Source organism: Chitinophaga rupis, from assembly GCF_900109685.1.
Taxonomy (GTDB): Bacteria; Bacteroidota; Bacteroidia; order Chitinophagales; family Chitinophagaceae; genus Chitinophaga; species Chitinophaga rupis.
Window position 1 is genome coordinate 434,227 of record NZ_FOBB01000001.1, and the last position, 25,889, is coordinate 460,115.

Genomic DNA, 25,889 nt, shown 5'->3' on the forward strand with positions numbered 1-25,889 from the left:
GCACTGCTTAGAGAAACTCTAACTTCATGCGATGAATGTGTTCCCGGGTAAAGCATTCTTTTTCCTGTACTCCGACGGGTTCATTCCTTTTAGTTTTTTAAAGATCCTGTTTAAATGACTTTCATCTGTAAAATTCAGCTCATGGGCAATTTCATTAATGCGCATATCACTATTCAGCAGCCTTATTTCTATCATACGCACCTTGTAGTTTAAAATGTAGTCCTGTAGTGTTTCCCCGGTTTGTTTTTTAAAATAACGGCCCAGGTAACTTAATGAAATGCCCAGGTGTTTGCTAAGGTTTTCAGCCTTCAGCATTTTAGGCTCAAAGATGTTCTCCTGTATATAATGCAGTATCTCCAGCACGGGCTCGCCGGTGCTTTCCTTCACATTTTTGGGAAGCTTTAGTGCAATATTTCTTGCTACAACTGTAATGATAGTATCTACTATTTGCTCTGTTATTTTGCCAAAGTAGATCTGCTGGTTCGTTTGCTCCTGCAAAATATTCTCGATAAGGGAGGCTATAAAGGGCTTATCCGCTTTATTCTTTAAAATACAGCCCGGCCGGTGGCTTGCATTTTTAATAATGTAGGCTACCTGCTGTACGGCCTCTTTATCTTTTCCTTTTTTAGTCTCCAGGTAAAATTTAGTGAAGCGGAGAAAGAAGAATCTCGTAGCCGTTAAAATATCAAATGAATACTGGTCATGAGGCGTTAATAAGAACAGGTTCCCCTTCCGGTAGTTAAACTTGTTCTTATTAACGTATTGTACACCGGTACCATCTACAATATAGATCAGCTCAAAAAAATTATTGCTTTTAACGGATGGCGGAAACCGCTCCTGCTGTTTGAACTCAATCTCAAAAGGCTTATATAAATTTTGTTTGGCCATGGTTGTAAAAGTACAGTATTAATGAAAAATAGTACAAGGATCAGGCACTCCGGGTTGTATAATTTTGATCTATAAACTTCGTCACCATGAAAAAGCATGTTTTATTATTAGGCCTTTTGATCGCATCCGTTACTACATGGGCGCAAACCAGTAAGTTCACCGGTGCGTGGTCATTGGTATCTGTAGAAAATACCAATCCGGACAACAGTAAAACGTTCCCCTACGGAGAAGCTCCCCAGGGGCTGCTTGTTTTTGAGCAGAATGGAGATTATGCCGTACAAATTATGAAAGCCGCCCGCCCGAAAGTTGCTTCCAATAATAAAAACACGGCAACACCGGAAGAGAATGCGGCATTGGTGCAAGGCAACAATTCACATTTCGGTAAATTCCTTATTGACGAAAAGAACCATACCATTACTTACCAGGTGGAGCATGCCTTTTTCCCAAACTGGGAAGGGCGTGAGCTTAAATCTTCCTATACCTTAACCGGAGATGTCCTCAGAATTTTCTCGGCCAACACCACGAATGGAGGCGCATCCGCAATAGTAACCTGGAAAAGAAAGTAGATTTCAGCTAATGGGGGAATGCGGTGATAGAGAGAAGGATATAATGGGGACCGGGAGAAATTTTGTGGGGCAACTGTTAAAAAATCGTTGCCACTTAATGGGAAGGTTTCATCGTTTTGCTTCGTAAATGACCTGGTTTTGAAATTCACCTACGGTTACTTTCCCGTAAATGGTCCTGGTCCAGCCGTTCTCAAAACCATGATTATTGGCGATCAGGAAGCCTTTGTGCGCATCTGTTTTAATGATCTTATGCGCATCAATGTATCGCCCTTTTACTTTACAGAATACAATATCACCGATCTTGTATTCAGGCGCCTTTTCAAAGGTTAGCTGGCTGCCGCTTTTCAGAATGGGCAACATAGAGCTGCCAAATGCCTTCATTTTTCCCTTGCCTGTTGATTCCAGGTCGGATTTCAATCTTTCGTACTTGTTCATTTTTTGAAATTTTCATTGGTTTATTATTTGATCACAAAGGAATTATTCACCTGCGCAACCTAGCTGCGCAGGTGAATATTATTTGAAAAATAGTATGGAAGAGGAAAGAAAAAGCCCGCCAATACCAGGATTAGCGGGCCAAAATATTTTTAAGAAATAGCAGGCTGCTTATGGAACATTCAGCTCCTGCCAGGGGATTGTCATTTGAGTTTGCGCACTTTTTGCACCCTCCAGCGAGAGCAGGCTGGCTTTTGCCTCAAGCCCACCTGCAAAACCAGTTAGTCCTCCGGATGCGCCAATAACACGGTGGCAGGGAACAACAATTGAAATGGGGTTACGGCCATTGGCAGCACCTACGGCACGTACAGCTTTAGGGTTGCCTAGCTGGTTAGCGATCTGTGTATAGCTCCGGGTCTCCCCATAAGGTATGGTCAGCAATGCATTCCATACTTCTTTCTGAAATGCTGTCCCGATCGGGTCCAGCTCCAGCGAAAAGGAGCTGCGCTTTCCTTCAAAATATTCTCTTAGCTGCCGTTCTGTTTCAAGCAATATGAGATGGTTATTATCCTCAACGTCAGCTTTTGCATGTACCCGGTTCGGGTTATCATTTTCCCAAAGAATAGCAGCAAGGCCTTTGTCACTACCGATAAGTGTTAACCTGCCTACGGGAGAATCCATGTATTTATACTGATGTTCCATTGCGATGAGTTTTAAACTTTACAAGCAGCCCTTGCTTATGTATAGCAAGTTAAATATTTTGGAGGTATTACGTTAAAACGTTGGTTATACAAAAGCCGCACCATTTCTGATGCGGCTTTTTATTTCTGCCGGGCTAACCGGGCTATTATTGAGCTTTCTTATAGCAGCTCTCTGGCTTCATTGTAATACATTCAGGATCTGTATATATCCGTATTTTTTGTGACTACAGCAGTAATTTCCCGCTTGTTTGTTACTTTTTCAGGGTAATTAATAATGCATCCAGCTTTTCCAGTGTGGCCATCATCCCCTGTTCCATACCCATTTGAATAACCGTTTCCAGGTCTGAAAGAGATTTATAGGTAACGATGGTTTCTACCAAAGCATTTTCTCCCTTGTCGGTAAAAGTTACCAGCCACTCTGCGCGGGGCAGGTCTTTATTTATTTCACCTGCTTCATTACTGAAAGCATCTAAAGAGGTGTAATAGTCAATGGGTTTGATTTTTACGTACTCAGTATAACCCCAATATTCTGTTCCGTTGGGTTCTACCATTGCATAATGCCAGTGGCCGCCTTCACGAAAATCCATTGATTTCGTTTTGGTGGTTAAGGGGGCGGGCGCAAACCATTGGTCAAGCAATTCACTTTTAGTATAACAATCCCAAACCAGTGGCCGGTCTCCTAAAAACTCACGTCTGATTGTGAGTGTGTTTTTTTCCTTATCAGCGATGAAGTCGAATTGCAAATTGTTTTTCATTATTTTTTCTTTTTTATCGTTAGTAAAAGTTGATCGAGTTGTTGAAATCGGCTTTCCCAGATCTTTCTGAATTGTTCCAGCCATTTATCTATCTCTTTCATTTTGTCAATTTCAAGTTGATAATATATTTCCCTGCCCTGGTATTCCTGTTTCACCAATTCGCATTCAGTTAAAATTTTCATATGCTTTGAAATGGCTTGCCGTGTCATGTCAAAATGTTCTGCAATAGCACTGGGTGTCATTGACTGTAATGCAATTAAAACCAGGATGGCCCTTCGTGTCGGGTCGGCAATAGCTTGAAAAATATCTCTTCTCACGGCAATGTCATTTTGATTTGTGATGCTTTCTAACCAGATCCATTCACAGGGAATATAAAACCAGGCGCTGTAACCGCTAAATTATTTCCTGATCATCGGCAGGTACTTTTCCCTGTTGTCAATAATTACCCAAAGAACGATTGCGATCAACGCAAATACGATGGGCAAACCAGCTGGGGCCATGCTGATGTTAGCAAGCAGAATACCCGTCAATACAGGTAAAATAACAATGGCGCCAAGGGCCCTGGTCCTGCTGAAGATCAATAACAAACCGCCCAGAATTTCTATGGTCCCCACCAGTGGCATAAGCCAGCCGATTTCGGCAAATGCCATTCCTGCCTTCACCATTTTTTCAGGCATATCTTTGGGGATTGGCATATAATGGAAGAATTTATCCAAACCTGCATTTATAAACATCAGGCCGGCCAGCAGACATAAAACAAAAAGGATCTTACTTTTCATAGTTGTTGTTATTTTTATAATAAACCATTCGGTTGCAAATATAAACGCAACCATTCGGTTTATCAAATTTATTTTTAAGAAACTTGTCAGGAAGCCCATTCTCCCTAAATATCTTATCTTTCAAACATGCAGCACCAGGAATTTGAAGCTCCCGAAGAGCTACAGGATACCATAAAATGCTTTTGGTACAACACCAAAGACTTCGGGGAACAATCATCGGGTTTTGAGGTAATCCCTGATGGTTACGCTGAAATTATTTTTCATTTCGGAAGCGCCTGCAGCATTTCTTATGACGGAGTTTTGCAAGCGTTGCCATCACCGTTCATGGTGGGCCTCCTCAATCAGCCGGTTACTTTTTACTCGAAGAACCGTTTAGAGATCATTGGTATCAGGTGCTTCCCCTGGACCGTGTTCGATCTGCTGGGACTTCCGTCCGGCAAGGGTGGCATACACGTGTTTGAGCATCCGGTAGCCCAGCTTCAATCCAGCTTGAACAAGTGTATTCAGGCCGGCAGAATAGAGGAAGCCATCGCCCAGGTAAAACAATATTTCCTGGATGCACGGTCGCAGGTTCCTGCTGACAGTATGTTATTCAAAGCAGGAGTTGCTATGCGGGAAGCAAACGGCAGTATGCCGGTAAGCCAGGTAGCAGCGGCGGCTCATGCCACGGTTCGTACACTGGAAAGAAAGTTCAAGCAATCTTCCGGACATACTGTTAAAGACGTATCAGCCCTGATACGCTTTGAGCAGGTACGCAACCAATTATGGCTTCATCCCGATTCCAATGTTGCCGGCTTAGCTCACGAGCTGGGCTATACGGACCAATCCCACCTAAGCAGAGAATTCAAACGTTACAGCGGCACTACGCCGGCGGCATTTGCGCGAAAAGCCAGGAAAGGCAAGCAGGCTGTAAGCAACGATTTTGTCGCGTTTGTACAAGCCTGATGCAGGAGCATTCCGGAATTTTGTGTTTCAATTATTTTATATGAACACAATACCTGAAAGCAGGCACCCCGCACAAGATCATACTATTTACGATGTAATTATTTCCGGCGCGGGCCCTGTAGGTCTTTTTCTCGCCTGTGAGCTGGCCCTGGCCAAATGTTCCGTCCTGATACTGGAAAAGGCAGCACATCCGCACTCACCATTAAAGCAGCTTCCTTTTGGGATCCGGGGGCTGAATGCACTTTCTGTTGAAGCGCTTTACCGCCGTGGGTTACTAAATGAACTTGAAGTACCAAAACGTCTTAAAAATCCCCACCAAAACGCCGTACAAGGGCCACGCCGCCAGGCAGGACACTTCGCCGGCATTCCATTCCATGACGGCGATATTGACGCCACACAATGGAAGTATCGTCTGCCTGGATCCACCAACACCAATTTAATTGCTGAAATGGAGGAGCTTGAAACGGTGCTGTCACGCCGTGCAGCATCCCTGGGTGTAACAATCAGGCGTGGGCTTGCTATTACCGGCTTTTATCAAACAGCGGACGGAGTAACCGTGCTGTCAGGTGAACAATCTTTTCAAAGTAAATGGCTCGTGGGTTGCGATGGCGCCCGTAGTGTTGTTCGCAAGACAGGTGGTTTTGACTTCGCCGGTACGGAGCCGGAATTTACCGGTTACTCTGTTAAAGTAGACATCGCCAACCCGGAAAAGCTGAACCCTGGCCGCAACCTGACACCCAGAGGTATGTACCTCCAATCGCAGCCAGGTTACCTGGCAATACAGGATTTTGATGGCGGGGCATTTCATGGTTCAGAAAAGCCGGTCACGCGTGAGCACGTACAGGAGGTGCTACGCCGCATCTCGGACTCCGATGTAACTATCAGCACCCTGCATTTCGCAACCACATGGACTGACCGTGCAAGGCAGTCCACCACCTACCGCAACGGACGGGTACTTTTAGCCGGCGACGCCGCACATATTCATTCGCCATTAGGAGGCCAGGGGCTTAACCTTGGACTGGGCGATGCGATGAACCTAGGCTGGAAGCTCGCCGCAACCATCCGGCAGAAAGCACCGGAAGGCTTATTAGACAGCTATCAAACTGAACGGCATCCAATTGGGGTGCAGGTGCTGGATTGGTCACGCGCCCAGGTGGCGATCATGAGGCCAGATCCACATGCTCGTGCGCTGCATGCAATTATCCGCGACCTGATGAATACGCGCGACGGCGCTACTTATTTTGCAGGAAGAGTATGGGGTGTTTTCACACATTACGATCTTGGAAGCGGCCACCCACTGGCAGGATACAGCCTTCCTAACTTTGAGCTGGAAGATGGTGCAGGCATTGGCGAATTAATGCATGATGGCAAAGGGATACTGCTTGATTTTGATATGAATGCTTCACTTAAAACTTTGGTGGGTGAATACGGAGATCAGATTAAATATGTTTCAGGCCGGGCAAAAGAACAATTAGGCCTGAGTGCTGTACTGATCCGTCCTGATGGGATTATTGCCTGGGCTTGTGATAGCGAACCTGATTGCAGTGAATTACGGAAGGCTGCTGCGCGTTGGTTTGTTTAATGCAGGAGCAGGTACAACATTCATCCGAGGCACGCTATCAGCGTTGTCTGAACACATTCTCAGATATTAGTCAGTGTGTGTAGCATACTATATCGAATTTTACGCAGGCATTAACCGCAATCTTTATCCCGGATCCGAAAAAAAACAACCCGGCAGCATTAATTAACCTGGGTGAATGAATAAAAAACCTGGTTGTGGGAAATTTGCTTAACAAAAAAGTTAAAGCAAATGAAAACACAACAAATCAATTTTTGGGGACCGCGTTCAGCCTCGTACTGGCTCACTGCGCTGGTGGCAGTGGGTATTATTTTACTGGGCTTGCGGTTTATGCTGGTGCCTAACGCTGGTGCCGACGGATTTGGCATTCCACTGCAAGATACAAAGGAGGCTATTGCTTATGGCTGGATTAAAGGCATCAGGGACATTTATGCAGGCATTGTAGTGCTCATATTCCTCCTCTTGCGGCAACCCCGCGCTACGGCCTTTGCATTCGGTTCCGCGATAATTATCCCTATATCCGATTGTCTTACAGTCCTGGCCGTTAATGGCGCGAGAGATGTAACGCATTTACTTATCCATGGCATTACTGCCTTGTACATGATTGTTACGACCATCTTTTTATTCAAAGCAGCATCTAAAAACTAATCTTATGAACACTGTATTATTGCAAATATTAAATGGCTTAGCAATAGTTGCTACAGCCGTTGTATTCGGTACCGATGTATTTTTCGCACTGGTAGGTAAAAAAGCCGCTGCTATAGTAAAGAATCATCCATAGCCGATTTAATGGGCCATTTCCATGAAGTGGCTGACGCCCGCATGCCTGTTATCGGTATTACGGCGATAGTAACAACCTTGTTGCAGGTTATTTTTGCCGGTGTTCGAACCATCTCAGGGCAATTAGCTATAGTATCTTTAGCCGCATTGCTGATACATCTCTTCATTTACTTTACCATCTCCAAACCAGTTAATAACATCATGGTGGAAGGTATAAAATTCGGCAGGTTAGTGGATAATATCGGGCAATTGCAGCAGCGCTGGGATAAAGTGATCAACTTGCGGGCGGCATTGCTATTGATAGCGATTACAAGTCTGATCCTGATCAACTATCTCTGATGAAAGCGATGAGCGGAGGTGATACGAATTGTGCCGCATAACACAACACAAAAAACCGCACAATTCCTGATGCGGTTTTTTCTTTTCCAGCCGGGATGACTGGAAAAGTTCCGAACCAGTTCATGGAGATTCAACGCCTATTGGAAAGTTTCGGTTATAAACGAAAATAGCCGTACTTCGCTATCAGATGATTTATATTCACATTATCTATTATGATAGATTTATATTATCCGGAGAAACACATTCAATGCGTCACGAATTTTCAGGATCTTGTTGCTACACCATTTAATGGAGCAATTAATGCGATTTGCTGGACCCGTAAACTAACAGGTGATTTTTCTGAGATTGTTGAAAAAGTAGCGCTAAGCGAAAATATAACGGAAATTACACCAGAGGAGCTTCATGAACTTCAGTTGAGTGAACAAGGGCAACTTGCACGTGAAGTTCTTTTAAATGATCTGAAGGTATTGAAAGCTCATGGTGCATCGCCAATCCTTAATGTGATCAGCTATTATGACCGGGACAATACCTACCCTTTTTTTCCGACCGATGTTTACTCTTTTCATGTAGATCGCTCTCCTATACCGGTCGATACCTTTTTATGCACCTACTATGGCGAGTGCAGTGAAATATTGCCAAATTCACAAGGTCAGAAGAAAGTACTGATTCCGGAAATACGTGCTGAACTCAAAAAACTATATCATGGAGCAGATGAAGGTTTTGAATCATTTTTAAGTGAACATTTTTTTGATCTGCACTATGAAGCTAAACCGGATGCACGTCCAATAAGTTTAGGCCCCGGCCACCTGTGCAGGTTGGCAGTTGATCATCCTGGAAGCCAGGTTCCCCCTTGTCTTCACCGCGCACCAAAGGAAAAACCTGGGCAGAAGAGGTTGTTGTTGATCTGTTGAATACAAATCCTTAATAGCAAGACGATAAATCTAAACGCAAAAACCCTTCAAATCAAATGATCTGAAGGGTTTCAATTTTTGAGCAATTGTGCCCACAGGATTGCAATACAACTAATTTCCAATTGGATAATACTACAAACCAATTGACAAGGCGTGATGAAACACGTTCTTAGGATCCCATTTTTGTTTTACCTGCTGCAATCGTGGGTAATTATCCCGGTAATACAAGGTTTGCCATGGGATACCAGATTGGTTCCATTGCGGATCGGTCAGGTCAGTATCGGGATGATTGATCACACATCCACCGGTCTGCTCATTTGGTACAGGGACACCGCCGGAAGTGGCAAACAAATCCTTATAAAAATTGCGAACCCAGTTAAGACTGGCAGTTTCATCTTCAGGATCACCCCAGCCAGTGTTGCAAGCAACATCAAGAATGCAATCTCGTTGAGCAGAAGCTGTTGCCCCCGGCATTACGGCATTAACCTGGCCGCCATAAGTTGCCATACCTAATCCTCCGCCTACCGGCTCATTATTCGACAAATATTTGTACATCGTCGCAATTTGATCATCTGTAAAAGGACGGCGCAGAAAAGCGTCTTTAATCTTAGTTCTCACTTTGTCGAACCCTGGCTGGAAAAGTTCGGGAAAAGGATTGAGTGCAAATTGTAGCCATGCAGTTTCTTCCACTTCCCGCGTATAAGATAAGCCTAAAGGATCGGCAATCGAGGCCAGATGTTCATCTATAAGCTGTAGTGCTTTGGCCCCTGTGCAAACACCTTTCATTTCTAGTTTACCTATGTTGCGATGATTCAAAAAAAGTAAACTGAATAGCTTCTTATAGGGAGATTCCGGGTCGCTATTCTTTTGCGCCCATGTTCCGAAATTTTGAGCTAACTGTGAAAACAGTGTTTTGTCAAAGTTATTCCAGTCCCATGATACTCTAAACGTCGTAATAGATTTGGGTGCTTGGGGAAGAGCAGTAGTAGGATCAGAACCATTGCTTCTTAAAGATCGAAGCCAGTACCGGGTAACGATGCCGAAATTCCCGCCACCGCCGCCGGTATGCGCCCACCAGAGATCCCGGTTGGGATCATTTTCTTCCCGTGTAGCAATAATGCTGTGTGCTTTCCCGGATGCATTTACTGCAACCAATTCTATAGCATAGAGATGATCTGCAGCTAATCCATACTCTCTGCAAAGAAAACCAAAAGCCCCGCCAAGTACGTGGCCACCGATTCCTATGTTGGGATGCTCACCAGCGGGTAGCACTACTCCCCAGCCTAAGAAGAGCCTGCGGTACGTCTCACCGACAGTTGCACCAGCCTGCACTTCAAAAGCTGACCTTTCAGCATCGTAGGAAATACCATTCATGAGGGACATATCAATAAGTATTTGTACGGAAGGGTCAGATACAAATCCTTCCAGGCAGTGGCCGCCACTCCGGACGACTATTCTCTTTTGAGCATTGACAGCTTCCTGTACGGCTGCTACCACATCTTGCGTCGATTCCGGAAGGTAGAAATATTCAGGTTTTCCGGTAAAGCGTTTGTTGAAGCGCTTTTCTGCAAGATCAGCAAAACGAATGTCGTCAGAGGTTATCTTTTCCATATGTTAATTTGAAGATGCTTAAATTTCAAGGCATTTCAGTTATCATAAGACGTAACAAGATAATCTTTTACCATGGCCTTGTTAATGCAAAAATATGCCTGCGAACTGTTATTACGCAAAATCCCAAAATTAAGCAGACTTCAAAATCAGTTTGTTTACCACCAGATAGTGATAAAATAAAAAATCGAAGGAAATTCAATCCAATATAAAACCAGGCGAGAAATCATTGCTAAGACTTGATTCGAACTAGCGACCCTCCCGACCAATGTCGGGATGCGCTACTGATCAAGTCTAAAAGTAAAAGGCCGCCTCATTGCTGAAACGACCTTTAAAGCTGTCTCCCTGTACAATTTTCGAACTTATTCTTAATGGATTTGCGGCGTTTGGCCAACTTAGCGATTTGAAAATGAATATTTTATACTTTTTAGCAAATGCCTTTCGCAGAATAATTTTATAAATTTCAATAATATGATTTACCCTCAATGTAGAGACACACTTGGCACCGCAATTGTCACTGTCCGCCAGTTGCTCCAGCATGGCCAGACTGTTACCGGAACCGCTGGCATATACTTTGAGGCTTTTCTGTATGCGAATAGAAATCTGGCTGTTCTTCACTATCCTGGTAGGAATAGTGAGCGGCTGCAAATCAGATAGTATGCAAAAAGAAGATACGGCCGGGAACAAGGCATTTGTGATGGAGATGATTGGCCAAAAGAAGCAGTTGACGGATTATCCGGATAGGGCAAGCGATTCTATGGTGGTTTACGAACCCTCTTCTCTGCCCTTCGGCGGTACTTATCGGGGAATGAAGGCATTTGAACAGTTCTACCCCAAGGTGAGAACATTTTATGATTTCAAACACTTCCATCTTTTGAATGTTTATGCTGACGAAGATAAGGTGTTTGCGATCAGCAAGGCAGCGATCGCCCACAGTGACGGAAACATACTTCTTTGTGAGCAATTCACTTTTAGGGGCGGAAAGATTGTAGAGGTGCGGTTATATATTTATGATTACGACGGCCAGCCTATCCATAAACTAATCGAACAGGCAGGTCAGGCCAAGCCTGTCGAAAATTAGGTGCATTTGTAAGAACCCTGCGGGTCAAATGCAAATGAAAAAGAGTTGATCGGATTGAAGAATATCGCAGAACTTATTGAAATCAGATCCAAATATATTTTTTACTACGACTTGTTAATCTTGTCTTCGCTACATTCATTAGTACAAGCAAGGGCATATAAACGAGTAAAAGGAATTCTGACTTCAATTAAGAGAAACTCATTTTTCGGATCTCTAATTAAATGAAACATGAATGAGATGGCAGGATTCGAACTTTGGGGGCTTGAAATTGAATATTTTAACCTGGGCCGAAATTTAATAAAAAATGAAACCCGCTACCAGAGCGGGCTTCAAAATATAGTCGGGATGGCTAGACTCGAACTAGCGACCCTCCCGATCAATGTCGAGATGCGCTACTGATTAATCTAAAAGTAAAAAGGCCGCTCATTGCTGAAACGACCTTTAAAGCTGTCGGGGCGGCAAGATTCGAACTCACAACCTTCCCGATCCTATTCGGGACGCAATAACACACAAAAAAGCCGCACCATTTCTGATGCGGCTTTTTTCTTCTCGTCGGGGCGGCAAGATTCGAACTCACAACCTTCCCGATCCTAATCGGGACGCAATAACACAAAAAAAGCCGCACCATTTCTGATGCGGCTTTTTCTTTTCGTCGGGGCGGCAAGATTCGAACTCACAACCTTCCCGATCCTAATCGGGACGCAATAACACAAAAAAAGCCGCACCATTTCTGATGCGGCTTTTTCTTTTCGTCGGGGCGGCAAGATTCGAACTTGCGACCTCCTGCTCCCAAAGCAGGCGCGATAACCGGGCTACGCTACGCCCCGAACCCTTAAAAAAGCCTGAGAGCCCTCTCAAACTTTCTGCGGTGAGGGAGGGATTCGAACCCTCGGTACAGTGTTACCCGTACGACGGTTTAGCAAACCGTTCCTTTCGGCCACTCAGGCACCTCACCATCCCCTTTGTTGGGGGTTGCAAAAATAGGAATTATTTAGAATTATCCAAAAGCATTTGCATTTTTTGCAATCACACCGCTCAAAAATCACTACAATAAGGCCATTCACTTATAATTATTTATTTTTAGCAGCTAAATACTCCTTTCATGCAAACCTGCTATCGTCTGCTTTTGATAGCTGCCCTTGCCCTCGGCGCCTGTAACCGGCCCGGCAAAAATGCGGCAGCCCTCGAAGACTCTACTGCATTCAAAGCTATTACCGAAGAAGGTTTCCGTCAGCACCTGAACGTGCTGGCAGCCGATTCCTTTGAAGGCAGAAAACCCTTCACCGCCGGTGAAGAAAAAACCATCCGCTACCTCGAAACGCAATTTAAACAACTGGGCCTGCAGCCCGGTAACGGTAATAGCTATGTGCAGGAAGTACCTATGGTGGAGATCACCTCCGAACCAGCCGGCCCTCTGGTATTTAAAGGCAAGGGCGGACAGCTCTCCCTCAAATACCTGGACGATTATGTAGCTACTACCCGCCGCGTAACACCTAAAGTGCAGCTGAATAACAGTGAGCTGATATTTGCCGGTTATGGCATTGTAGCGCCGGAATATAACTGGAATGATTATGCCGGGCTGGATGTAAAAGGCAAAACCGTGGTAGTGCTGGTAAATGATCCGGGATTTGCTGATACTGCACTGTTCAAAGGCCACACCATGACCTACTACGGCCGCTGGACATATAAATACGAAGAAGCAGCCCGCCAGGGCGCTGCCGGCATCATTATTATACATGATACCGCCCCGGCCAGCTATCCCTGGGCTGTGGTAAGAAGCGGCTGGTCCGGCGCCAAACTGTACCTGCAAACGGAAGATAATGATATGTCGCGCGCTGGCATGGAAGGCTGGATTACACTGGATGCCGCTAAAAAATTATTCCAGCTGGCCGGCGTATCCGACACACTGATGCAAAGCGCACGTAAACCGGGCTTTAAACCAGTGCACCTGCCGGTAACCGCTTCTGTGGTGATCAATAACAAGCTTAAAAAATCTACCTCTCATAATGTGCTGGCTGTATGGCCCGGCGCTACCAAACCAAATGAATACATTATTTACTCTGCCCACTGGGATCACCTGGGTATTGGAGAAGCCATCAAAGGCGATTCCATTTACAATGGCGCAGCCGATAATGCTACCGGTACCGTGGCCCTGCTGGAAATTGCCAAAGCCTTTACCAAACTACAACAGCGCCCGGCCCGTTCTATTTTGTTCATTGGCCTTACCGGCGAAGAGCAGGGGCTGTTAGGATCGGAGTATTATGCCACACACCCGGTATTTCCGAAAGACAGCACCGTGGCTGATATTAACATGGATGTGCTGAACACTTATGGCCGCACAAAAGATATCACCATTGTAGGATTAGGTCAGTCTGAGCTGGATGATTATGCGGAACGTGCTGCGGCCAAACAGGGACGAACCATTTCCCTGGATGAAAATCCTTCTGCCGGCCACTTCTTCCGTTCAGATCATTTCAATTTTGCAAAAGTGGGTATCCCTGCCCTGTATGCAGGCAGCGGAACACAGTCGCTGGAACATGATACCGCCTGGGCCAAAACGAAGATAGAGGAATATGGTCGCGACCGCTACCACTCCCCTTTTGACCAGGTAGACAGCACCTGGGAATACTCCGGCATGGTGGAAGATGCGCAGCTGTTATTTGATGTAGGCCATACCTTAAGTAATGAAACTACTTTCCCGGCCTGGAAACAGGGCTCTGAATTTAAAGCCGCCAGGGAAAAGAAATAACGGAACAAACGCTAAATAAAAAACGGAGATCTGTTTAAAGCAGGTTTCCGTTTTTAATAAGATCCTTTATTGCCAGGAACGTACCAATAAAGAAGGGGCTGTATTAATACAGCCCCTTCTTTATTGGATCCACTTTCCGGAAATTAATCCAGGCGCAGGTTTGCATTCTGAGTAAACGACACCGGTATCCAGATGGAATAGCCCACCAGTTTTGTTGTAGACTGTGTAACATATTCACCAAACTTGATAGCGCCGTTCTTATAAACAATATGCTCCCATATCACAGTATGATCGCCGGTAGGTGATGGATAATGATCAATATACTTTAAAGACGTTTTCTAATTATTAAGCCATACTGCCAAATGCTCAAACACTCCTAAGGAAGAGGCCGGAGCTACCTCTAACACGGATTTAACGTTTTTTATGCAATTTATCCTGTGTAATACGTTATCTTGGTTAGAACTTGGGATAAGCGAACTAAAGAGTTGGAGATATGCGAACCTACAACTTGGCCTATACCTTATTAAACCAGTTTTAATAATCAGCATGAAAGCATTTACACTGTTAACAGATCCGGTGTATGTAAAACCGGATCGGGAGTACACCCGCCTGCAAAAATTTTTCAGATCACTTATTAAGGATGAGCGTGACATGCCTTTTGTCTATCTCACTATCCGCATTACCCTCACCTTAATACCGCTGGCGATCTTATTGTACATACCAGGTGTAAATAACTGGATCTGGTGGACGGCTGCAGTTGCCTACCTGGTGCTCAATAACCTGATACTGAAAGGCCCTTATATCCTGATGCTGCATTGCACCAGCCACCGCGTTTTTTTTGAACGCAAATACAACTGGCTGAACCATTACCTGCCCTGGGTGCTAGGCCCCTTTTTTGGGCAAAGCCCGGAAACTTATTATAGCCATCATATCGGCATGCACCACCCGGAAAACAATATGCCGGATGATGACAGCTGTACCATGTTCTTCCAACGGGATTCCCTGCGGGGTTTTGCGAAATATTTCGGCAGCTTCTTTTTTGCCGGCATCTTTCACCTGGCCAGCTATTTTATCCGTAAGAACCGCAAAAACCTGCTGAAACGTGCGGTAAGAGGCGAGATCCTGTTCATTGCAATGTGTATTGGGCTATGCTTTGTGGACTGGCCAGCCACCCTGGTGGTATTTATTATCCCCTTCACCTTCTCCCGTGTGGTGATGATGATGGGCAACTGGGCACAGCATGCTTTTATTTGCGCCAGTGAGCCGGATAATCCTTATAAGAACAGTATTACCTGTATTAATTCCACTTACAACCGCCAGTGCTGGAATGATGGTTACCATATTGGCCACCATCTGAAACCCGCTATGCACTGGACAGACTACCCGCACAACTTCCGCCAGAACCTGGATGTTTATGTGGCGAACGACGCCGTGGTGTTTGAGGGTATTGACTATATGCAGATCTTTCTTTTCCTGATGCTGAAACGTTACGACCTGCTGGCTAAACATTTTGTGAATATCGGTAACCGTTATAATTCTGATGCGGAAGTGATCTCCTTCCTGAAACAGCGCACCCGCAGGTTCCCGGCAATGGCAGTAGCCAGCAAAGCAGCCGTAGCCTGATCATAACATAACTTTCTATAAACGTAAAAGCACCCGGCAAGCCGGGTGCTTTTTTTTGCATGGTTTCCTCTTAACAATTGATCCTATAAGAACATTAGAAATTTGCTTTGTTCACATCCCACCACAGCCGGGTACCGCCATTATCCTGGCCGCCCAGCAGCTGAATGCCCTTGTTCAGCTCTGTTCTGTTGGTATTGTACTCATTCTGCGGGTAAGGCAAGCGGCGCACCTGTATATCGGTATCAATAGTACCACCGCTGTTGTTATGCACTACGGTAAATAATTTAGGATAACCCGTACGGCGGAACTCTGTCCAGGCTTCCTGCCCTTCAGGGAACATCGCGATCCATTTCTGCGTCATGATGCGTTCCAGCTTTTGTTCGTTGGTAGCGGCTTCACTCCACTGGATAGTAATATCAGAAGGCGCAGCTGCATTGTTAGCCGCATTCTTCGGGTCTGTATAACCAGCTGGTTTTGCAGTATTGTTATTTATATATTCGGCATCCGTTACACCCCACTGTGCCAGGGAGGTATTGATCCCCTGCTCATACAACGACTGTGCAGTACCACCGGTATTGGACCAGCCGCGCAGGGCAGCCTCCGCACGTAGAAAATATACTTCTGCAGCGGTCATCAGCTGTACCGGTGTAGTTAAGCTAAAAGAAGGGGCGCTGCCATCCTTAAAGTTAAGGGTAGAATAGGTCTGGTAAGCCGGCTTATTAACGGTGCTGCCTATACGGATACCTTTATACTGTACCGGGAAACTAGCGTCAGTAGACTTGTCCATATAACGGCCAATTCGCGGATCGTTGTAACCGGACATATAACTCTGGATAGATGCGCCAATATTAATATCCGTCCAGTTCATTGCTATAAACACCAGCGGGTTGCTGAAACCGGCGCCGGAAACCTTCACTTTCATAATGCCGTCATTATTCGTGATCACGCCACCTTCAGCAGGGTTCAGGGCTTTTTCTGCCTGCGCCCTTGCCGTAGTAGGATCGATCTTTACAATGTGCATGGCTAAACGCAGGCGCAGGGAGTTGGCAAACTGCAGCCAGCGGTTAAAATCTCCGTTATACACCAGGTCCATGGGTGCAAAATCAAAAGGCAGCTTTTGCCCGCTGCTGATCCAGGATCTCAGCGTAGCAGTAGCAGCATCCAGCTCTGTGAAAAAACTGTTGTAAATAGCTTGCTGGCTATCATACGACACACCGGATTTGGCGGTGCCAGCCTGGCTGTAGGGTAAAGGACCATAAATATCTGTGGCCCGGCCCATGGCCATGATCTTTACCAGCTGCGCTACCGCAAATACAGCCGGATAATCTTTATCCACGCCCATGCCCTGCATCTTGCTTACATAACTCAATACATCCAGGTACACTACTTTAAACGGTTCACCATTCCAGCTGGTCATCATGAAATAATTCATGTTGGTATTGCCGCCGAAGGCGTTGGACGACATCATATAACCCGAAAAACAATCCGCATTCAGATTCTGCTGCAGTTGGTAAGAGTTAGGATCACCACCGCCGGAGAAGTTGATCACCGCCATCTGCTCATGCGTCATAAGGGAGGTGAGGTTGGTATTTACACCGGTATTATCCGTATTATACCTTTCAAAGTTCTTGGTACAGGCACTGGCGCCGGTTAAGATCACCCCGGTCATAAACAGTAACCGGTATAACCGGGAGGGCTTGTATATATTGTTATTAGTACGTTTCATGTTGAATCAGTTTTTTAGAAAGAGGCATTTAAAGACAGACCAAAACTGCGGGTTGCCGGCGGCATAAAAATGTCTACACCTGCCAGGCCGTTACCGGTTGACATAGTTACTTCAGGATCAAACGGCGCCTTTTTGGAGAAGTAAGCCAGGTTACGGCCTACAAGCCCTACTTTCAGGCCTTTGACGAAATGGGGCTTTACCGGGATTGCGTAGTTCAGCGCTACTTCACGCAGGCGCACCACGGTGGCGCTGTAAATGTATTCGCTGGATACGCCTGTACGGCCGCCTGTTACAGCATACCAGCTCTGCGCATCTACTACGCTCACCGCTTTACCGGTAGGGTCTGCCCCGTTCACCTGCACACCACCTGCATCCCGTGCATCACCACTGGCTTTGGACACGCCATACTGGTCCATCATAGCCTGGGTTACAGATAATACCTGCCCGCCAAATTTGCCATCTATCAGAAAACCTAACGAAAAATTACCGTAAGTAATGTTGTTGTTCCAGCCCAGCTGCCATTTGGTGTTGGCATTGCCCAGGTACACCAGGTCGCCGCCCTGCACAATGGGTTTGCCGCTTGCATCTATCATTACACGTCCCTGCGCATCGTGCTGTAAGGTGGTGCCATAAATATCCCCGTAAGAGCCGCCTTTGGCAAACTGTGATGCATAGCTGGTGCCGGATTGACCGCTCAGCGTAAAGTAAGGCACGCGGTCATCCAGGGAAATTACTTTGTTATCATTTACAGAGTAGTTCAGCGCTGTATTCCATTTCAGCTTACTGTTGCTGATCACATCATAACCTATGGATACTTCTACCCCTTTGTTCTGGATGTTACCGGCATTAATGTAAAAGCTGTTGTAGTAAGTGGCCTGGCTGGCAGAGATTTCCAGCGTCTGGTTCTTGGTATTGGTTTTATAATAGGTAGCATCTACATTCAAACGGTTGTTGAAGAAACGCCACTCTGTGCCCAGTTCCAGCGAGTTAGTAAGCTCTGGCTTCAGCGTAGTAAAGGGCGCTTTGGTGTTGTTAATTACACCGCCACCGGCACCAATCGTATAGGCGGCAGGGTTACTCATGTATGCGTCGGGAGAATTACCTACCTGTGCAAACGAGCCTCTTACCTTGGCATAGCTGATAGCCTGCGGTAAGGTAAGCACCTGGCTTAGTATAAAGTTCAAACCTACAGAAGGATAGAAATAGCTCAGATCCGGTGTATAAGAAAGATTAGAAGCCCAGTCGTTACGGGCCGTCAGATCCAGGTACACCCAGTCATTATAAGAGATGTTGGCGCTGGCGAACACGGATTGCCACTGGCTGTGCTTTTCCTGCATGGTAGCAGAGTTCAGCGGGTTTAATACCTTAAAGTTCTGCAGGGTAAATACGTTGGGCAGGTACAAGCCATCCTGGCCGGAAGCGTAATAGTTACCGGTAGTTTTTACATCCCGTACGCTGGTACCTACCAGGCCTGTTACCTTGAACTTATTAACAGGGAAGTTAAAGTTGGCGATCAGGTCACCATACTGCTGGGTGTTCACGCCGTTGCGGTAATTGTAAGCGCCGTTAACCGGTGCAATTACGGTGCTGGTACCATCATACAGCTTCTGCTCGTAAATATCATTAATGCGGTCTATGCTCCCTCTTGCCTGTATGTTCAGCCAGGGTTTCACATCATATTTTACACTGGCATTCATCAGCACCCGGTTACGGGTAAGTGAGTTGGTGTTACGGTTAACGATCCACCAGGGGTTCTGCTGTATATCTTCCGGGAAGGCCCAGTTCTGTGTAGGCCGGTTGGTAGCGGCATTCAGCTGCTCAAAGCCATTTTTATAGGGCAGTATATCCACTCCGCGTGGGAACAGGTACAGGCCTGTTAAAGGATTGGTGTAAAAACCGGCAGTAGGTGTGTTGTCTATGGTTTGCGTTACATAGTTCACATCTCCTTCCACCGTCAGCTTATTATCGAAGAAGTGACCGGTTTCCTTAAACGTAATATTATTACGGCCCAGCTTATTGCCCGGCTCAATACCTTTAGCGCTGGTATTGGCGTAAGAGAAATACGTTTGTGCTTTATCCGTACCTACAGAGAGGTTCACGGAGTTGGTCCAGTTCTGGCCTGTCTGGTAAAAATCATCCAGGTTATCGTGGCCGCCGTTGGAAATCTTATTGCCCCAGCTTTGGGTAGGCGTACCGGCTGTTTGCCCGTAGCTGTTCTGAAACTCCGGTTTAGTGGCCACCTTGTCAATCGTGTACACAGAAGATACATTCACCTGCAGGCGGCCTGCCTTACCGCTTTTAGTGGTAATGAGGATTACACCATTGGCACCCTGGCTGCCGTATAATGCAGCAGCAGAAGCACCTTTCAGCACGGAAATGCTTTCAATATCTTCCGGGTTCAGGTTAGAGATGGGATCCCCGCCATCATAGGAAGTACCGCCACCATAAGAGCTGTTAGGCTGGTTAGTGGTGGTATTGTTCATAGGCACCCCGTCAATCACATACAATGCCTGGTTACTTTGCAGGCCGGATTTGTTACCGCGCAAAATTACCTTGGCAGAACCACCCACACCAGAGGAGCTGGAGGAGATGTTTAACCCGGCTACCTTACCATTCAGGGTATTTACCAGGTTAGACGTTTTTACCTTGGTAAGCTCACTGCCATTTACCTGCTGGGTAGCATAGGTAACAGACCTTTCGGATCTTTTAACCCCCAGGGCTGTTACCACTACTACATCTTTCAGCTTGTTCACCGCCTGTTTAAGGGTAACGGTGATGTTTACGGTTTCATTGTTCACTGTTAGCTGCTGTTCCTGCGGCTCATACCCTAAAAAGGAGATGGCCAGGGTATAAGTACCGGGGGCTATATTGGCAATGGTAAAGGAGCCGTCTGCGCCGGTTTGCGCACCACGTTTTATCTCCTTCAGGTATACTACGGCGCCGAACAGGGGTTGCCCGGTTTCATCTTTTACGGTGCCCTGTACAGTCTGGGGCGGCGGTGGTATAACGGCGGCCCCGCCGGGCTTTGCGCGGATGATAATGATCTTGCCGGCTACCTCATAGGTGAGTGGTAAACCTTTGAGGCAGGTGGTCAGCACTTCATCTACCGACGCTTCTTTTACATTAATATCAATGTTCCTGGTCTGCTTGATCAGGTTATTGTCGTACAGGAGGGAAAAGCCGCTCTGAGCCTGGATGTCGGCAAACACCTTGCTGAGCGGTACGTTCTTTGCGGCCAGGGTTATCTTTTGCGAATATCCCTTAGCACTGATCTGTAAAATGCCAACCAATAAAAATAGTGTGGTCAATTTCATAACAAGAATGAGGTTGGTGGCTGCAAAATGTCGCCTGGGCGGCACTTTACAATGTACCCGTAGTTTCATAACTTTGTTTGGTTTGGTTAATTAAAGTTGTTCAACGCATCTTTGTAGTTATTCCAAACGCCCGCCGGGAGTGTTCGCTGCACTTCCGGTTTTTTTTTGGAAAACCCTGTTTATTTAAATTTTCAATACACGTGTTTGTTTGCTATGTGTTGTTATTGTCCCTTATCTGTGATTATTATAATTAACTCATTATTATTAAGCGGTTGCCTTCCATGCGGTAATGTACCCCGCTGCCTTCCAGCGCTTTTAAAACATCTGCCAGGTACACGTTCCGGGCTATTTTGCCTACAAATTCATAATCTTTTACCGGTCCTTCATACACTACTTCCAGGCCGTACCAGCGGGCTATCTGCCGCATCAGCGTGGGCAGGTCGGCTTTATTGAACTGGAAATAACCGTTCTTCCAGGCCATGGCCTGCTCTAAATCCGCCTCCTTTACCAGGTTCATATTTCCGTTCTTTTGCAGGCGGGCCTGCTGCCCGGGGGCCAGTAATACGGAAGCTGCACCCTTGCTCATTTTCACAGCGCCTTCCAGTAAAGTGGTGCGTACGTCTGTTTCATCGCTATAGGCGTTCACGTTAAAGTGGGTGCCTAATACTTCTACTACGGCCTCATTCACCTTCACCCGGAAAGGAAGGGTTTTATTATGCGCTATTTCGAAATATCCTTCCCCATGCAGCTCTACGCTACGCTCATCACCGCTAAAGTGGTTGGGAAAGCGTAAGGAGGAGGCGGCATTCAGCCATACCTTGCTGCCGTCCGGCAGGGTAAGCTGGTATTGGCCACCTGCAGGGGTGGTAATGGTGTTAAAAACCGCCTCGCTGCCATTGCCGGCAGCGGGCGGGGTATAAGCCAGTTGTCCGTTATTCAGTTTTATAATGCGGGTGCTGCCCTGCTGCGCCAGTACGCCATTCTGTGCACTGTCTAGCACAATGGTGCTGCCGTCTGCCAGGGTAAGCATGGCCCGGTTACCGCCAGGGGCATGTACCTGTGGCGTGGCTACTTTAGGTACTGCCTGCGCTACCGGTTGCGGGGCGGGCTTACGTAACCAGTATAAAGCGCCGGCGGCCAGCAGTACCAGCACGGCAGCAGCGGCCGCTAATCTTTTCAGGTATACTACGCCACGGCGGCGTATGGGCGCCGGTCCTTCTTCCAGCGCATCCAGCTGGTTTTCCAGCCTGTATGCAAATTCCGGGGAAACGGGCGGGAACGCCTTAAACTCCGCCGGCACATCGCACTGCTGTAGTACAGCATCGAACTCCGCCGGGGTAGCTTGCTGCAGCCAGGCGTTTACCTGCGCGGCTTCTTCCGGCGAGGCAGCGCCCCGGGCATACTTTTCCAGTAATAATATGATTGTCGGCTGGTCCATGGGTAGTTTCTGCTATACAGGAGTAAAGACGCACTCCTGCCTCAAATGGACACCCGGAAGGGAAAGTTTTTTTGAAAATTTTTTAAACGATTGGTTATCAGCAATAATCTGAACAAATCATTCCCTCAACAGCGTAAGGTTAAGAGAGCTTTGTTTGAGGGATTGATCAATCCTGCAGAATGCAGGCGCTTTATTCCAGGTGCAGCTGCTGCTTAATAAAATGGATGGAGGCGTACAGGTGTTTCTTCACTGCTGAGCGGGAAATATGGAAGGCGGCAGCTATTTCATTGAGGGACATACTTTGCTGCGTGCGCATAAAAAAGATCTGCTGCTTGCGTTTGGGCAGTTTTGTGATGGCGTCCATGGCAGCACGCTCGTATTCCTTATAAATAAGGTCGCCTTCTACGGTACTGCCGGCTTCCACCTGGCCCGCACTGAGGTCCTGTGCAGCTTTCAGACGGGTGGCCTGTTGGCGGGAATGGTCCAACAGCTTGTTTTTGGCCATAATGAAAAGGTAATCTTCCAGGGAGCGGATCCCGGTGAGGGTTTCCCGGCGCTCCCACATTTTCAGGAAAATGTCCTGGATAATCTCCTCAGCGTCGGCCTGGGAGCGGGTACTGAAGTGCACAAAGGGGTATAAAGCCGGGAAACAGGCCGTGTACAGGTCTGCAAAAGCCTGCCTGTCCCCTGCTGAAGCTTTCAGCAGCAGGTCCTCCACATTGGCCATTACTGTCTTCTCATTTGCGGCAGCCCCTGATAACATGTTATACGAGAGGAGGCGAAGGTAACTAAAATAGATTTGCAAACTTTTGGGTAATCCTTTAAAACGGCTTAAAATTGGGGCGTACCCTTCCTTTACATTTTACATTTAAAATATTACATTTTACATTTTATAAGAATAAGTAACTAAATTTGCGCTCTACTATAATATTTGATTAAACTTTTATGCGTACTATTTCACTAAAAAGGGTTGTAGTTACTGGGTTGGGAGCATTAACGCCTATCGGGAATGATGTAAACACTTTTTGGAAAAATATCAAAGCCGGCACCAGCGGTGCGGCACCGATCACCCGGTTTGATACCACAGAATTTAAGACCAAGTTTGCCTGTGAGCTGAAAAACTTTGATATAGAAAAGTTCATGGAAAAGAAGGAGGCCCGTAAAATGGACCTCTTTACACAATATGCTATGGTAGCCGCCCAGGAGGCTATTGAAAATGCCGGTATCAACACCGGGGATATTGACAAAACAAAAATTGGTGTGATCTGGGCCTCCGGCAACGGCGGTATGCAAACCTTCGAAGACCAGATCGTGGAATTTACCCAGGGTGGCTTTATTCCCAAGTTCAATCCCTTCTTTATTCCCAAGCTGATCTCTGACATTGCAGCAGGACAAATAGCCATTAAATATGGCTTTATGGGTATAAACTATTGTACGGTATCTGCCTGCGCTTCTTCCAGCAGCGCCCTGGTAGATGCTTTTAACTACATACGTTTAGGCAAGGCCAATGTAATTGTAGCCGGTGGCTCTGAAGCGCCTATTACCCGTGCAGGTATTGCCGGTTTTAACGCGCTGAAAGCCCTGAGCACCCGCAATGAGGAGCCGGTAACAGCCTCCCGCCCCTTTGATACGGACCGTGATGGTTTCGTGATGGGCGAAGGCGCAGGCGCCATCATCCTGGAAGAATATGAGCACGCGGTAAAAAGAGGTGCTACTATTTATGGAGAAATGGTAGGCGGCGCTATGACGGCAGATGCTTACCACCTGACCGCTACCCACCCGGAAGGGCTGGGCGCTAAGCTGGGTATGAAAGAAGCCCTGGAAGATGCGGAGCTGACCCTGGAAGATGTAGATTATATTAATGCACACGCTACCTCCACCCCGGTAGGCGATATCAGCGAGCTGAAAGCCATTACCGGCCTGTTTGGAGAGCAGGTGAAAAAGCTGAACGTAAGCGCTACCAAATCCATGACCGGCCACTTACTGGGTGCTGCCGGCGCTATTGAGGCCATTGCCTGTATCAAGGCTACCCAGGAGGATATTGTACCGCCCACCATTAATACAACGGCATTGGGTGAAGGTATTCCTACGGATGTAAACCTGACCATTGGTAAGGCGCAGCAGCGTAAAGTGGATGTTGCTATGAGTAATACTTTTGGATTTGGCGGACATAATGCCATTGTAGTATTTACAAAAGTAAAAGCATAAAAATTTCGTGCTATCACTAACGTGGTGGCTCACATACTGCTTTATATTTAAAAAAAGGAACGGCTGTTTAACTAACGGCCGTTCCTTTTTTTTGGCACAGAATTTCGGTACCTTTTGCATATATGTCGCCTATGCACCGCTTATCCACGCTGCTTTTTATTTGCTGCCTTTTCAGCATAACGGCGTTTGCACAAAGAACTGAAGCTAATCTCACTGAAGCTAACGTACCTGCCTATACGCTCCCTGATCCTTTACAAATGGCTGACGGTAAAACCGTTACCACCGTACAACAATGGAACAAGGTGCAGCGCCCGTATATCTATCATCTGTTTGAAACCAATGTGTATGGCCGTTTTCCGCGCACGCCGGTGCAAATGAGCTTTAAAGTGACCAGCCTGAACCCCTATGCGCTGGATAGCCTGGCCACCTGCAAACAGATCACCCTGTATTTTAACCGGGCCGATACCAATGCACAGATCCACCTGTTATTATACCTGCCCAATAAAGTACGGGGCCAGGTACCGGTATTCCTGGGCATGAACTTTTATGGTAACCAGTCAGTAGTGGATGATACCACCATTCCCATTACCCCGCATTATACCGTGAAAGGCCCCGGCATTGTTGATAACCATGCTACAGAAGCCTCCCGGGGCGCACAGGCATCCCAATGGCCTATTAAAGATATTATCAGCCGCGGGTATGGCGTAGCCACCTTTTTTTACGGAGAGGTGGAAGCCGATAAGCCGGATGGCTGGCAAACCGGCTTCCGCACCCAGCTAAAAGATGTATTGCATATAGAACCGCAGGAGTGGAGCGCCATGGGCGTATGGGCATGGGCGTTATGCCGCGCGCTGGATTACCTGCGGCAGGACCGCAGGGTAAATGAGGACCTGGTGCTGCTGATGGGCCACTCCCGCCTGGGCAAGGCCGCCCTGTGGGCCGGCGCCAGCGATCCACGTTTTGCCATGGTGATCTCCAATGAATCCGGCGAAGGCGGAGCCGCCCTCTCTAAACGGGACTATGGCGAGAACATAGAGATCATTACCCGCAACTTCCCCCACTGGTTTGTAGCCAATTATAAAACCTTTGCGAATAATACCGCCGCATTGCCGGTTGACCAGCACATGCTGCTGTCCCTGATTGCCCCCCGCCCCTTATACGTGGCCAGCGCCGAAGGCGACCAATGGTCCGACCCCCGGGGCGAATTCCTGAGCGCCCGCAATGCCGAACCGGTGTACAAACTGTTTGGCAAAGAAGGCGTTGGCACTGAAACCTTTCCGCACGTACAGCAGCCTACCGGGGAGTTTATCCGCTATCACATCCGCTCCGGCAAACATGATGTTACCTCCTACGATTGGGAGCAATACCTGCAGTTTGTAGGTAAACATATGGCCATGCGTTAATCAGAAAAATTTGAGGGTTGGCAACCAATTATGGCGTAGTTTAGTAGTTTGAAAAAGTTCAGAC

At 46.8% G+C, this 25,889-nt stretch carries 23 protein-coding genes and 2 tRNA genes; 12 read left to right on the plus strand and 13 right to left on the minus strand.

What is annotated here, in order from left to right:
• Window positions 1-24 precede the first annotated feature (24 nt).
• On the minus strand, window positions 25-888 hold the full coding sequence (locus BMZ54_RS01665; RefSeq protein WP_089906414.1) for an AraC family transcriptional regulator: 864 nt from the start codon (window positions 886-888) through the stop codon (window positions 25-27).
• Between the two features lie 86 nt (window positions 889-974).
• Here BMZ54_RS01665 and BMZ54_RS01670 point away from each other — a divergent pair, with 86 nt between their 5' ends.
• Window positions 975-1,454 (plus strand): lipocalin-like domain-containing protein, encoded by a 480-nt coding sequence (locus BMZ54_RS01670; protein ID WP_089906415.1) that lies wholly within the window; start codon window positions 975-977, stop codon window positions 1,452-1,454.
• Window positions 1,455-1,562: 108 nt separating this feature from the next.
• On the opposite strand, the gene BMZ54_RS01675 is transcribed toward BMZ54_RS01670, so the two are convergent.
• The 5 genes from BMZ54_RS01675 to BMZ54_RS01695 all read right to left on the minus strand — a co-directional run bounded on the left by BMZ54_RS01675 (window position 1,563) and on the right by BMZ54_RS01695 (window position 4,121).
• Window positions 1,563-1,889: a S24/S26 family peptidase gene (locus BMZ54_RS01675; protein WP_089906416.1), complete on the minus strand. Its 327-nt coding sequence runs from the start codon at window positions 1,887-1,889 to the stop codon at window positions 1,563-1,565.
• 168 nt (window positions 1,890-2,057) lie between these two features.
• Window positions 2,058-2,588, minus strand: a complete 531-nt coding sequence (locus tag BMZ54_RS01680; RefSeq protein WP_089906417.1) for a methylated-DNA--[protein]-cysteine S-methyltransferase — start codon at window positions 2,586-2,588, stop codon at window positions 2,058-2,060.
• 250 nt (window positions 2,589-2,838) lie between these two features.
• A complete protein-coding gene (locus BMZ54_RS01685; RefSeq protein WP_317043230.1) occupies window positions 2,839-3,426 on the minus strand; it encodes an SRPBCC family protein in 588 nt (195 codons plus the stop codon).
• A complete protein-coding gene (locus tag BMZ54_RS01690; protein ID WP_089906419.1) occupies window positions 3,342-3,659 on the minus strand; it encodes an ArsR/SmtB family transcription factor in 318 nt (105 codons plus the stop codon). The genes BMZ54_RS01685 and BMZ54_RS01690 overlap by 85 nt, the downstream gene beginning before the upstream one ends.
• An 81-nt stretch (window positions 3,660-3,740) precedes the next feature.
• Window positions 3,741-4,121 (minus strand): DoxX family membrane protein, encoded by a 381-nt coding sequence (locus BMZ54_RS01695; protein WP_089908215.1) that lies wholly within the window; start codon window positions 4,119-4,121, stop codon window positions 3,741-3,743.
• Window positions 4,122-4,247: 126 nt separating this feature from the next.
• On the opposite strand from BMZ54_RS01695, the gene BMZ54_RS01700 reads away from it, so the two are divergent.
• The 6 genes from BMZ54_RS01700 to BMZ54_RS01720 all read left to right on the plus strand — a co-directional run bounded on the left by BMZ54_RS01700 (window position 4,248) and on the right by BMZ54_RS01720 (window position 8,675).
• Window positions 4,248-5,066, plus strand: coding sequence for a helix-turn-helix domain-containing protein (locus tag BMZ54_RS01700; protein WP_089906420.1), 819 nt, complete (start codon window positions 4,248-4,250; stop codon window positions 5,064-5,066).
• Window positions 5,067-5,106: 40 nt separating this feature from the next.
• Window positions 5,107-6,648, plus strand: a complete 1,542-nt coding sequence (locus BMZ54_RS01705; RefSeq protein ID WP_089908217.1) for an FAD-dependent monooxygenase — start codon at window positions 5,107-5,109, stop codon at window positions 6,646-6,648.
• A 228-nt stretch (window positions 6,649-6,876) separates the two neighbouring features.
• Complete coding sequence (locus BMZ54_RS01710) at window positions 6,877-7,293, plus strand: DUF4267 domain-containing protein (protein ID WP_089906421.1); 417 nt, start codon at window positions 6,877-6,879, stop codon at window positions 7,291-7,293.
• A 4-nt stretch (window positions 7,294-7,297) separates the two neighbouring features.
• Window positions 7,298-7,426 (plus strand): hypothetical protein, encoded by a 129-nt coding sequence (locus BMZ54_RS33450; protein WP_262487568.1) that lies wholly within the window; start codon window positions 7,298-7,300, stop codon window positions 7,424-7,426.
• Window positions 7,427-7,434: 8 nt separating this feature from the next.
• Window positions 7,435-7,764, plus strand: a complete 330-nt coding sequence (locus BMZ54_RS01715; RefSeq protein ID WP_089906422.1) for a hypothetical protein — start codon at window positions 7,435-7,437, stop codon at window positions 7,762-7,764.
• 212 nt (window positions 7,765-7,976) lie between these two features.
• Complete coding sequence (locus tag BMZ54_RS01720) at window positions 7,977-8,675, plus strand: DUF1826 domain-containing protein (protein ID WP_089906423.1); 699 nt, start codon at window positions 7,977-7,979, stop codon at window positions 8,673-8,675.
• Window positions 8,676-8,807: 132 nt separating this feature from the next.
• Here BMZ54_RS01720 and BMZ54_RS01725 read toward each other — a convergent pair whose 3' ends face one another.
• A complete protein-coding gene (locus tag BMZ54_RS01725) occupies window positions 8,808-10,286 on the minus strand; it encodes an FAD-binding oxidoreductase (protein WP_089906424.1) in 1,479 nt (492 codons plus the stop codon).
• Window positions 10,287-10,941: 655 nt separating this feature from the next.
• On the opposite strand from BMZ54_RS01725, the gene BMZ54_RS01735 reads away from it, so the two are divergent.
• Window positions 10,942-11,364 carry a nuclear transport factor 2 family protein gene (locus BMZ54_RS01735; protein ID WP_143080877.1) on the plus strand — a complete coding sequence of 141 codons (423 nt, stop codon included), beginning with the start codon at window positions 10,942-10,944 and terminating at the stop codon, window positions 11,362-11,364.
• Window positions 11,365-12,116: 752 nt separating this feature from the next.
• On the opposite strand, the gene BMZ54_RS01740 is transcribed toward BMZ54_RS01735, so the two are convergent.
• Window positions 12,117-12,191 (minus strand) — tRNA-Pro (locus tag BMZ54_RS01740).
• Window positions 12,192-12,230: 39 nt separating this feature from the next.
• Window positions 12,231-12,319 (minus strand) — tRNA-Ser (locus tag BMZ54_RS01745).
• Between the two features lie 147 nt (window positions 12,320-12,466).
• On the opposite strand from BMZ54_RS01745, the gene BMZ54_RS01750 reads away from it, so the two are divergent.
• Window positions 12,467-14,113, plus strand: a complete 1,647-nt coding sequence (locus BMZ54_RS01750) for a M28 family metallopeptidase (protein WP_089906427.1) — start codon at window positions 12,467-12,469, stop codon at window positions 14,111-14,113.
• A gap of 546 nt (window positions 14,114-14,659) precedes the next feature.
• Window positions 14,660-15,736 carry a fatty acid desaturase family protein gene (locus BMZ54_RS01755; protein WP_089906428.1) on the plus strand — a complete coding sequence of 359 codons (1,077 nt, stop codon included), beginning with the start codon at window positions 14,660-14,662 and terminating at the stop codon, window positions 15,734-15,736.
• 94 nt (window positions 15,737-15,830) lie between these two features.
• Here the strand turns inward: BMZ54_RS01755 and BMZ54_RS01760 are convergent, their stop codons facing one another.
• The 4 genes from BMZ54_RS01760 to BMZ54_RS01775 all read right to left on the minus strand — a co-directional run bounded on the left by BMZ54_RS01760 (window position 15,831) and on the right by BMZ54_RS01775 (window position 22,977).
• A complete protein-coding gene (locus tag BMZ54_RS01760) occupies window positions 15,831-17,462 on the minus strand; it encodes a SusD/RagB family nutrient-binding outer membrane lipoprotein (RefSeq protein ID WP_089906429.1) in 1,632 nt (543 codons plus the stop codon).
• 14 nt (window positions 17,463-17,476) lie between these two features.
• The gene (locus tag BMZ54_RS01765) at window positions 17,477-20,776 is read right to left on the minus strand and encodes a SusC/RagA family TonB-linked outer membrane protein (protein WP_089906430.1); all 3,300 of its coding nucleotides are present in this window, start codon (window positions 20,774-20,776) and stop codon (window positions 17,477-17,479) included.
• Between the two features lie 250 nt (window positions 20,777-21,026).
• Window positions 21,027-22,214 (minus strand): FecR family protein, encoded by a 1,188-nt coding sequence (locus tag BMZ54_RS01770; RefSeq protein ID WP_089906431.1) that lies wholly within the window; start codon window positions 22,212-22,214, stop codon window positions 21,027-21,029.
• Between the two features lie 190 nt (window positions 22,215-22,404).
• A complete protein-coding gene (locus BMZ54_RS01775; protein WP_089906432.1) occupies window positions 22,405-22,977 on the minus strand; it encodes an RNA polymerase sigma factor in 573 nt (190 codons plus the stop codon).
• A 182-nt stretch (window positions 22,978-23,159) separates the two neighbouring features.
• On the opposite strand from BMZ54_RS01775, the gene fabF reads away from it, so the two are divergent.
• Both fabF and BMZ54_RS01785 read left to right on the plus strand, forming a co-directional pair.
• Entirely contained in the window at window positions 23,160-24,422 is a 1,263-nt protein-coding gene (fabF, locus tag BMZ54_RS01780; protein ID WP_089906433.1) for a beta-ketoacyl-ACP synthase II, read from the plus strand.
• A gap of 131 nt (window positions 24,423-24,553) precedes the next feature.
• Window positions 24,554-25,825, plus strand: coding sequence for an alpha/beta hydrolase family protein (locus tag BMZ54_RS01785; protein ID WP_089908220.1), 1,272 nt, complete (start codon window positions 24,554-24,556; stop codon window positions 25,823-25,825).
• Window positions 25,826-25,889 lie beyond the last annotated feature (64 nt).